The following is a 343-nucleotide window of genomic DNA, read 5'->3' on the forward strand; positions in this document are numbered from 1 at the left end:
CGACCAGGTGGGCGCCGGCCGGTACGTCGATGGCGGCGGTATCGCCCGGGGCGATGACGTATTCGGTCACCATCGAGGTGGCCTCGTCGCCGTCGCTGGGTGACATGCCGCCGTAGCCGGGCCCGCTGGGGACTCCGTGGAGGAAGGCCTTTAGGTGGTTCCGCCCAGGGTTGCTGATCACAATTGTGCTCACTGTACTCTCCATCTACTATGCCCCGCTCTCAGGGCCGCGGGGCATGGCCCATACATCATAGCGTCGTCCTCGGGCCGACGCGTGTCCTATCCATCGGGGCGCACCTGCAGGGCTGACGGGGCCGCGGTGCGCCACATGCATCCGTCGCTG

At 67.6% G+C, this 343-nt stretch carries 1 protein-coding gene; it reads right to left on the minus strand.

Going from position 1 to position 343, the window contains the following annotated elements:
• The coding region (locus ACTFO6_RS17435) for a hypothetical protein (protein ID WP_439935698.1) at positions 1-193 on the minus strand (193 nt) is incomplete at its 3' end.
• Positions 194-343: the final 150 nt, after the last annotated feature.

Origin of the sequence: Pelomicrobium sp. G1 (assembly GCF_051905455.1) — a bacterium.
Taxonomy (GTDB): domain Bacteria; phylum Pseudomonadota; class Gammaproteobacteria; order Burkholderiales; family UBA6910; genus Pelomicrobium.